We start from the raw sequence: 4,181 nt of genomic DNA, 5'->3' as shown, positions 1-4,181 counted from the left end.
ACTAGGCAAGGAACCTTTTTTTTTGTCCATTCGAGTCCCCTTCCACCTCTTTTACTCTTGTTTTTTACCCACCTGTGGATACAATGCTTTTAGTGTTCGCTTTTACTTCTCCTCCTGATTAGGTCAATAAATACACTCTACTAACGGAAGTTGATCATGAGTTCTTCTCTTTTACGTCCAGACAGCTACGCCAGGAATACTCTTGAACGATATACAGGATCCACGGTTGATGAGTTTGGTTCATATATATTATTATGCAACTTTCCTCGATATGTGCAGGATTTTTCAGATAAAACTGGGAATCCCATTAAGTCGGGCTACTGGGACGTTGTTCATGATCAGCAGACCGGAGTTTCTATAATCAATTACGGTGTTGGTTCCCCATCTTCAGGGATTATTATGCACTGTTTGTCATTTTTAGATAATTTAGAGTGCGTCATTATGCTAGGTATGTGTGGAGGCATCGCTGATGACCTGGATGTGGGTGATATAATTATTCCTACGGCCAGTATCCGTGATGAAGGGACCAGTCAACATTATCTTCCTAAGGATGTGCCGGCACAGCCTGGCTTTTGGATTAATCGCATTTGTGAGGAGGTAATTACTGAGAGGACATCAAAAAAACCTCGTAACGGAATTATGTTGACCACCGATTACCGGATGTGGGAGTTCGATCAAGAATTTATTGATTATATCTTAAAGCATCGAATACTTGCCATTGATATGGAAATAGCAACCCTGTTTTCTGTCGGCTACGCCTTAAACGTGCCAACTGGTGCGATCATGTTGGTCTCTGATCTGCCATTGCGCAAAGGGGGTATCAAGAGTAAGGACAGTGCTTCTGATTTTTTTTGTAAATTTACCGACAATCATCTGCAGATGGGTATCGATATTATGGCGACGATTCGTCGGGACATTGATAAAAATGGCAAGGATGGTCAGTGCAAGGTTGGTATGTGATTGCCGTGACGAGAAAGAGCCATTGCTCCCAGAATGATTGTTTGATTTCACCTTTTCAGTGTCGTGTCTATCAGCTTGTAGCGCAGATTCCGAGAGGGAGGGTTATGACCTATCGAGGAATTGCCTCAGCGATACGATGCGCCAGTTGTCAAGCAGTCGGGCAGGCGTTGCGAAAGAATCCATTCGCCCCCCATGTCCCTTGTCATCGGGTTATAAAAAGTGATCTGACCTCTGGAGGTTTTTTGGGGAAGCGGGAGTCCGCCGCTATACAGCGCAAGCTTGAGCTTCTTGAGGCAGAGGGTGTTGATTTCAAGGATGGAGTATTATCTAATCCAGATTGGGTTGTTACATTGGGATGAGTGGCAGATATACAGGTTTCCACCGCATCATTGTGATTAGTTCTTTGATTCGGTGGATATTGTTGTTGTGTTGAAAACTGCTGAAGACGCAGAGTCGTCCTGCATTCGCCTTGATTGCTGCTTCACCCACCGCAAAAGCGACTTCCAGAGTTACTTCATTTAATTTGTCGATAGGTGGAAAAAGGATCCCTTTTTTTAGATCCGACTTAGATACTTGGCGTGATACGGCTTTTGCTGCGGCAGTGAAGAACGAGGGGAGGACTTCTCTTGCCCCGGAGGTCAAGACTCCAAGTCCGACACCAGGGAAGATGAAGACATTATTGCATTGCCCGATGCGGATCATATCACCGCCGGAGGATACTGGCTCAAATGGACTTCCGGTGGCCACCAGTGCCTGACCGTTAGTCCATTGGTAAATGTCGCTTGGTTCAGCTTCGGACATAGATGTGGGATTACTGAGTGGCAGGATGACGGGTCGGGAACTATTGGCCAGCATGGCTGTGACGATTTCTCTTGTGAAACAACCATATTGACCCGAGGTGCCAATGAGCACTGTAATCTTAGCGTTCCTGATAACATTAAGTAGAGATGCGTCTCCTGTTTTTCTGAGCCACGACAGGTGTTCAGGATTCTTGGCAAATTTTTCCTTATACGGTTCGATCTTCCGATCAGAAGTCACAAGACCGTGACTGTCCAAGGTAAAGATTTTTGCCTTGGCTTCAGAGGGAGTTAGTCCCGCTTCAATCAAAGCAACATCAATCTGTTCTGCAATGCCTACTCCTCCAGCGCCTGCTCCATGGATCAAATAGATCTGGTCAGTGATCGATTCCTTTTTGATTGCCATGGCCGAGAATATTCCCGCCAAGGTAATAGCCCCGGTTCCTTGGATGTCGTCGTTAAATGAAATCAGGTCATGAAGGTAGCTGTCGCGAATGGCAAAGGCATTTTGTTTGGAAAAATCTTCCCATTGACAGAGGGCATTGGGGAATACAGCTCGGAATGCCCGGGCAAAACGCTGGATAAATTCAATGTAGGCATCTCCTTTGAGGCGTTCGTGGTGCCAGCCCAAGTACTCATCATCGTTCAGCAGTGTTTGGTTGTCGGTGCCGACATCGAGAGAGATCGGCAGGCAATGCCAGGGGGCAATACCTGCTCCTTGGGTGTAAAGCATCAATTTCCCCAAGCAGATAGCGATACCGCCAGCTCCCTGGTCGCCGATTCCCAGTATTCCCTGATTATCCGTGACCACAGCCACCCGGATGTCACGGTGAGTGAACTGCCGCAGGATACTTTCTGCTTTGTCGATGTTGCCAGGGTAGAGATGCAGGCCGTTGGCCTGGCGGAATATTGACGAGTAATGCTGGCATGCCAGCCCGACGGTGGGAGTATAGATGATCCGCATGTAGCGGGCGATATCTGCGGCGATTACGGCGTGGGCGAGCGTTACGTTGCGATCGAAAAGTGATCTGATGTAGATGAATTTTTCGATGTCGCTGGTCTTGGCGTTGACTTTTTTCACGGAGTTAGAGATTTGCTGCTCCAGGGTTCTGACCGATGGAGGTGCCGAACCATCCACTTCCAGTGCGTCCCTTTCTTCCTGGGTAAAGGCAGTTCCCTTGCATGTGTAAGAATTTCCAAACAGGTCAAATCCGCGCTGGAAGACGGAGATTGCTTTGGTGTTGCCATACTCATCATAGCTGAATCCATAGTTGTGTTGGGACATGGGCATGGCGGATCCTCCGAGATCTTATGCAGTAGGGGCAACTATGGCGGGTAAATAAATTGAAACAGTGGTGCCGTGGTTTTCGGTCGAGGATACGGCAATGTGACCATGGTGCTTACGGATAATGGAATGGCAGAGTGCCAATCCAAGCCCTTTTCCCTTGGTCGATCCTTTACTGCTGGTGGTGAAATAGGGATCAAAGATTCTGTCAATAATTTGCGGGCTGATGCCAATCCCCTCATCTCTTAATGTGATCAAAACTGAGTCTTGATTCAAAGGGGTGCAATTATACTCCTCGGGAACATTGTGTGCCTCGATGGTCAGCGTGCCCCCTTTCGGCATAGCTTCGGCTGCGTTGTAGAAGAGGTTCCTCAAGACTGTACGTAATTGTTCATTGTCTCCGCTGATAGGCCAGATGTCATCGTCAATGTTGACATTGGTCTTAACATTGGGCAGAGTCTTGCTAAATCGGTCTATATTCCCATGGATGAGCATGGGGACGGAGATGTATTTTAAGATTGGTGTTCCGCCCTTGGAAAAGGTGAGCAATTGGCTTGTTAGCTCAGTTGTGAGGTTGGTAACCATCTTGGCCTGGCCGAGCCATTGCGTTAACCGTTCTGGGCGTTTTTCCATGCTGGCAAGGTCAATGTAGCCACCGAGGGCGGTCAATAGGTTATTGAAGTCATGGGCTAGTCCGCCGCAGAGAGAGGCAATGGACTCCAGGTTGATATTTTTTTGTCGTTCCTCTTCAAGGGTTTTTTGATGTGAGATGTCCTTGGCAATATGGATGGAGCCGATAATTTCCCCTTCACGTCGAATGGGCACCACTGTGACGAGAAGCGGGATGCCGAGGTGAGGATCGTTGACCTCGCTGGTATGGGATCGACCGGTGGCGAGTAGTTCACGGTGGGGGCAGGTCGTCCAGGGGGTGCAACTGGAGTGGAAAATCTGACAGCATTTAGCGCCAATAATTTCTTCCGGTGATTTGCCCAAAAAATCGATCAAGGCCTGGTTGGCATGGAGTATAGTAAAATCTCGATCATGGATCGAGATGAAATCTGGCATGGAGTCGAAGGTGATCTGCCATCGCTTGTTCGCGTTGGTTAACTCCTGTTCGATCTGTAGGCGGGTCTGGATTT

4 protein-coding genes are annotated in these 4,181 nt (G+C 47.9%); 2 read left to right on the top strand and 2 right to left on the bottom strand.

Annotation, left to right across the window (positions count from 1 at the left end; genetic code table 11):
- The first annotated feature begins 156 nt into the window (after nucleotides 1-156).
- On the top strand, nucleotides 157-960 hold the full coding sequence (locus FP815_03135; GenBank protein MBA3013930.1) for an AMP nucleosidase: 804 nt from the start codon (nucleotides 157-159) through the stop codon (nucleotides 958-960).
- 41 nt (nucleotides 961-1,001) lie between these two features.
- Nucleotides 1,002-1,319, top strand: a complete 318-nt coding sequence (locus tag FP815_03130) for an MGMT family protein (protein ID MBA3013929.1) — start codon at nucleotides 1,002-1,004, stop codon at nucleotides 1,317-1,319.
- On the opposite strand, the gene FP815_03125 is transcribed toward FP815_03130, so the two are convergent.
- The gene (locus FP815_03125) at nucleotides 1,306-3,042 is read right to left on the bottom strand and encodes an NAD-dependent malic enzyme (protein MBA3013928.1); all 1,737 of its coding nucleotides are present in this window, start codon (nucleotides 3,040-3,042) and stop codon (nucleotides 1,306-1,308) included. The two genes, FP815_03130 and FP815_03125, sit on opposite strands and share 14 nt — an antisense overlap.
- A 24-nt stretch (nucleotides 3,043-3,066) precedes the next feature.
- The coding region (locus FP815_03120; protein ID MBA3013927.1) for a PAS domain S-box protein at nucleotides 3,067-4,181 on the bottom strand (1,115 nt) is incomplete at its 5' end.

The organism is Desulfobulbaceae bacterium, assembly GCA_013792005.1.
Classification (GTDB): Bacteria; Desulfobacterota; Desulfobulbia; order Desulfobulbales; family VMSU01; genus VMSU01.
Note: the sequence above shows the minus strand (reverse complement) of the source record. Positions and strands in the feature narration are given on the sequence as shown.